Annotated in this window: 3 protein-coding genes; 1 reads left to right on the top strand and 2 read right to left on the bottom strand. The window is 63.7% G+C overall.

Annotated features, from left to right (window positions below; translation table 11 throughout):
• Positions 1–218: 218 nt before the first annotated feature.
• A complete protein-coding gene (locus ACIP0B_RS19935) occupies positions 219–1,274 on the bottom strand; it encodes a haloacid dehalogenase-like hydrolase (protein ID WP_217894597.1) in 1,056 nt (351 codons plus the stop codon).
• 239 nt (positions 1,275–1,513) lie between these two features.
• Here ACIP0B_RS19935 and ACIP0B_RS19930 point away from each other — a divergent pair, with 239 nt between their 5' ends.
• Positions 1,514–2,905, top strand: a complete 1,392-nt coding sequence (locus tag ACIP0B_RS19930) for an L-cystine transporter (RefSeq protein WP_400835323.1) — start codon at positions 1,514–1,516, stop codon at positions 2,903–2,905.
• Positions 2,906–3,009: 104 nt separating this feature from the next.
• Here the strand turns inward: ACIP0B_RS19930 and ACIP0B_RS19925 are convergent, their stop codons facing one another.
• Positions 3,010–3,522 carry a dihydrofolate reductase gene (locus ACIP0B_RS19925; RefSeq protein ID WP_400835321.1) on the bottom strand — a complete coding sequence of 171 codons (513 nt, stop codon included), beginning with the start codon at positions 3,520–3,522 and terminating at the stop codon, positions 3,010–3,012.
• Between the last annotated feature and the right edge of the window lie 2 nt (positions 3,523–3,524).

Genomic DNA, 3,524 nt, shown 5'->3' with positions numbered 1-3,524 from the left:
CCGGGCGCCCCAATGAAAATGCCCCGCCATGTGCGGGGCATTTTTTTGCCTGGGCTGACGCTATCGCCAGCAGGCTGGCTCCCACATTGGATGGCGGTGACCGCAGATTCCGCATTCAGCCGGGATCCCTGTGGGAGCCAGCCTGCTGGCGATGGCGCCCGTCGAGGCGCCACAGGCTCAAGACCGTAGCGCCCCCAGGAACCGCCGCAGACCGCGGCTTACTGGATCTCTTCCGGCTTGACGATCACCCAGTTCTTGTCCGCCGTCACCGGCAAGCCTTCCTTGGCCTGGGCCGCGGCGTGCTTGGCCATCATGCCGTTGAGCTGGGTCATGTACTTGTCCTTGCGGTTGACCCACAGGTGGATGCCGCCCTTGGCCACGTCGACATCGTGGAACAGCATGTAGCCGTCGCTGCTCGGGGTGTCGCCGCCCACCAGCACCGGTTTCTTCCATTCGTCGATGTAGGTCAGGATCGCCGCGTGCTTGCCGGCCATCCAGGTGGCCGGGGTCCACAGGTACGGGGTCAGCTCCAGGCCGAGGTTGGCCTTCTCGTCATACTTGCCGGCGGTGATCTGCTTGCGGGCGGTGGTCAGCTCGCCGGTCTTGGGATCCTTGAGCAGCAGCGACACGCCGATGACGTTCTGCGGCTTGACGTTGTAGCCGTACTTCGGATCCGCCGCGACCATGCGCACCAGTTCCTCCGAAGCGGCGGTCATCACGTAGACCTCGATGCCGTTCTCCATCAGCTTGTTGTACAGCTCTTGCTGGCCGGTGAAGAGTTTCGGCGGGTTGACGTCGAGTTTCTTGACCACGTCGCCTTCGTAATAGGTGGCCGGCACCGGCTTGCCCGAGGCCATCATTTCGTCGACGTAGCCCTTGAGTTCCTTGAGGGTGAAGCCGGAGAACACTTGCGCCACCCACGGGTAGCAGACCATGTCGTCGACTTCGCAGAGGCGGTAGTAGTAGCTGAACAGGCTTTCCTTGTGGTCGGCGGTGTCCTTGAACGGCATCAGCTTCAGGGAGGGATCGAGCTTGTCGCGGGTGATCAGGCCCTTGTTCTCCATGAACGGCAGCAGCGACTCTTCAAGGTCGTAGCGGTAACTGGTGTTGTCCATGTCGAACACCGCGTAGTTGCCCTTGTTGGCGTTGGCCGCGATCATCGCGTCCAGGGCCTTGGCCTGATCCGCCGGCCAGTGCTTCAAGTCGGTGGCGAGCGCCTGGCCAGCGAGGCCAAGGCAGAGTGCGGCAGCCAGAAATGTCGGTGCGAATTTCATCAGCGTTTCTCCCCGGTCGAAAGAGATCGACGCTAACAAATCAGTGTGACAGTTCCCGTCTGTCAGCGACCGTGCGCGTCCCTTTTGCGCCAGTTCCATCCCCGCAGCGACACGCGCTTATTCCAAAAACGACGGTCGCCCTGCGATTTCGGTATTAATTCATTGCAAATCAAGCTGTTAGGCTTTCCGGTTCGCAGCGGCCCCGGAAGGCTGCTGGCAACGTCTTTTCGGGAGTCCTCATGAATCTGCCGCTGATCCTCAATCTGCTGGTGTTCCTCGCCCTGCTCTTCGGTCTGGCGCAAACCCGCCATACCTCGTGGAGCCTGGCGAAAAAAGTCCTGCTCGCGCTGGTGCTCGGCGTCGGCTTCGGCGTGGCGCTGCACACCGTCTACGGTGCCGGCGACCCGGTGCTCAAAGCCTCGATCGGCTGGTTCGACCTGGTGGGCAACGGTTACGTGCAGCTGCTGCAAATGATCGTGATCCCGCTGGTGTTCGCCTCGATCCTCAGCGCCGTGGCCCGTCTGCACAACGCCTCGTCGCTGGGCAAGATCAGTTTCCTGACCCTCGGCACGCTGCTGTTCACCACCGCGATCGCCGCGCTGATCGGCATCGGCCTGACCAACCTGTTCGGCCTCACCGCCGAAGGCCTGGTGGCCGGCACCCAGGAAATGGCCCGCCTGCAAACCATCCAGACCGACTACGCCGGCAAGGTCGCCGACCTCAACGTGCCGCAGCTGCTGCTGTCGTTCATCCCGCAGAACCCGTTCGCCGACCTTGCGCGGGCCAAGCCGACCTCGATCATCAGCGTGGTGATCTTCGCCGCGTTCCTGGGCATGGCCGCGCTGCAACTGCTCAAGGATGACGCCGACAAAGGCCAGAAAGTGATCAACGCCATCGACACCCTGCAAGCCTGGGTGACGCGCCTGGTGCGCCTGGTGATGAAACTGACCCCGTACGGCGTGCTGGCGCTGATGACCAAGGTGGTCGCCGGCTCCAACCTGCAGGACATCATCAAGCTGGGCAGCTTCGTGGTCGTGTCGTACCTGGGCCTGGGCTTGATGTTCGTGGTGCACGGCGTGCTGGTGTCGGCGGCCGGCATCAACCCGCTGCGCTTCTTCCGCAAGATCTGGCCGGTGCTGACTTTCGCCTTCACCAGCCGCTCCAGCGCGGCGACCATCCCGCTGAGCATCGAGGCGCAGACCAGCCGCCTGGGCATTCCGCAGTCGGTGGCCAGCTTCGCCGCCTCGTTCGGCGCGACCATCGGCCAGAACGGCTGCGCCGGCCTCTATCCGGCCATGCTGGCGGTGATGGTGGCGCCGACCGTGGGCATCAATCCGCTGGATCCGCTGTGGATCGCCACGCTGGTGGCGATCGTGACCCTGAGTTCGGCCGGCGTGGCGGGCGTGGGCGGCGGCGCGACGTTCGCGGCGCTGATCGTGCTGCCGGCCATGGGCTTGCCGGTGTCATTGGTGGCGCTGCTGATTTCGGTCGAGCCGCTGATCGACATGGGCCGCACGGCGCTGAACGTGAGCGGTTCGATCACCGCCGGGGCGATCACCAGCCAAGCGATGCAGCAGACCGACAAGGCGCTGCTGGAGGCCGATGAGCATGCGGAGCTTGCTCAGGCATAAATAGCCTTGTGGCGAGGGAGCTTGCTCCCGCCGGGTTGCGAAGCGACCCTAAGCGATTGGGGCTGCTGCGCAGCCCAGCGGGAGCAAGCTCCCTCGCCACGGTTTTAAGCCTTTTCCCAGACTTCGAAGTGGTAGGCCGGCTTGTCGCCTTCAGCCGGATTCGGCACGTTCGACACCAGTTTCCACTGGTTCAGATCGAACTCCGGAAACCACGCATCCCCTTCCGGGCTCAGTGCCACGCGAGTCAGATACAAACGATCCGCCTGCGCCAGCCCCTGCGCATACAACTGCGCCCCGCCGATCAGCATCAACTCGTCGACGCCCTGCTCTTTCGCCCACGCTTCGGCCCGCGCCACGGCGGCTTCCAGCGACGGATAGACTTCCGCGCCTTCCAGCACCAGGCCGGCCTGACGGCTGACCACGATGTTCAGACGGCCCGGCAACGGACGACCCAACGAATCCCAGGTCTTGCGGCCCATGATGATCGGCTTGCCGAGCGTCGTGGCCTTGAAGTATTTGAAATCCCCCGGCAGGTGCCAGGGCATGCTGTTGTCGATGCCGATCACACGGTTTTCGCCGAGGGCTGCGATCAGCCTGAGGGGGAGTGATTTAGTCATGC

This window comes from Pseudomonas sp. NPDC089534, assembly GCF_044749305.1.
Lineage (GTDB): Bacteria > Pseudomonadota > Gammaproteobacteria > Pseudomonadales > Pseudomonadaceae > Aquipseudomonas > Aquipseudomonas ekonensis.
Note: the sequence above shows the minus strand (reverse complement) of the source record. Positions and strands in the feature narration are given on the sequence as shown.

What these genes read in the sequence shown, in the direction of transcription:
- ACIP0B_RS19935 (WP_217894597.1), bottom strand. Translation starts at nt 1,274, where the DNA reads ATGAAATTCGCACCGACATTTCTGGCTGCCGCACTCTGCCTTGGCCTC.
- ACIP0B_RS19930 (WP_400835323.1), top strand. Translation starts at nt 1,514, where the DNA reads ATGAATCTGCCGCTGATCCTCAATCTGCTGGTGTTCCTCGCCCTGCTC.
- ACIP0B_RS19925 (WP_400835321.1), bottom strand. Translation starts at nt 3,522, where the DNA reads ATGACTAAATCACTCCCCCTCAGGCTGATCGCAGCCCTCGGCGAAAAC.